Below are 259 nucleotides of genomic sequence, written 5' to 3' on the forward strand. Positions count from 1 at the left end.
CGGTAGCTAGTTCGATCCATGAATACCCCGACCCGCATGTTCCACGTGAAACATGCGACGGCGCTCGAGGGCAGGTTCCGAGCACTGGCTCGCGCGTACGTCGTCCGCTCGAACGAGGTTGATATCACCGCACGACCTTCATCACTTCTCAAGGAGTACACGGTGGCGGCGTGCGCAAACGCCGGCACGGACACACCCGAGGCCCAGAACCGTGACTATGAGTCGGGCCGTGTGTGGGCGGGCGGCGACGACTGGCATG

The 259-nt window shown here is 63.3% G+C and carries 1 protein-coding gene; it reads left to right on the forward strand.

Going from position 1 to position 259, the window contains the following annotated elements; genetic code table 11:
• Window positions 1–18: 18 nt before the first annotated feature.
• On the forward strand, window positions 19–259 hold a 241-nt coding region (locus SB660_RS21775), incomplete at its 3' end, for a hypothetical protein (RefSeq protein WP_410584512.1).

Source organism: Bacillus sp. SIMBA_005, assembly GCF_046535585.1.
Lineage (GTDB): Bacteria > Bacillota > Bacilli > Bacillales > Bacillaceae > Bacillus > Bacillus pumilus.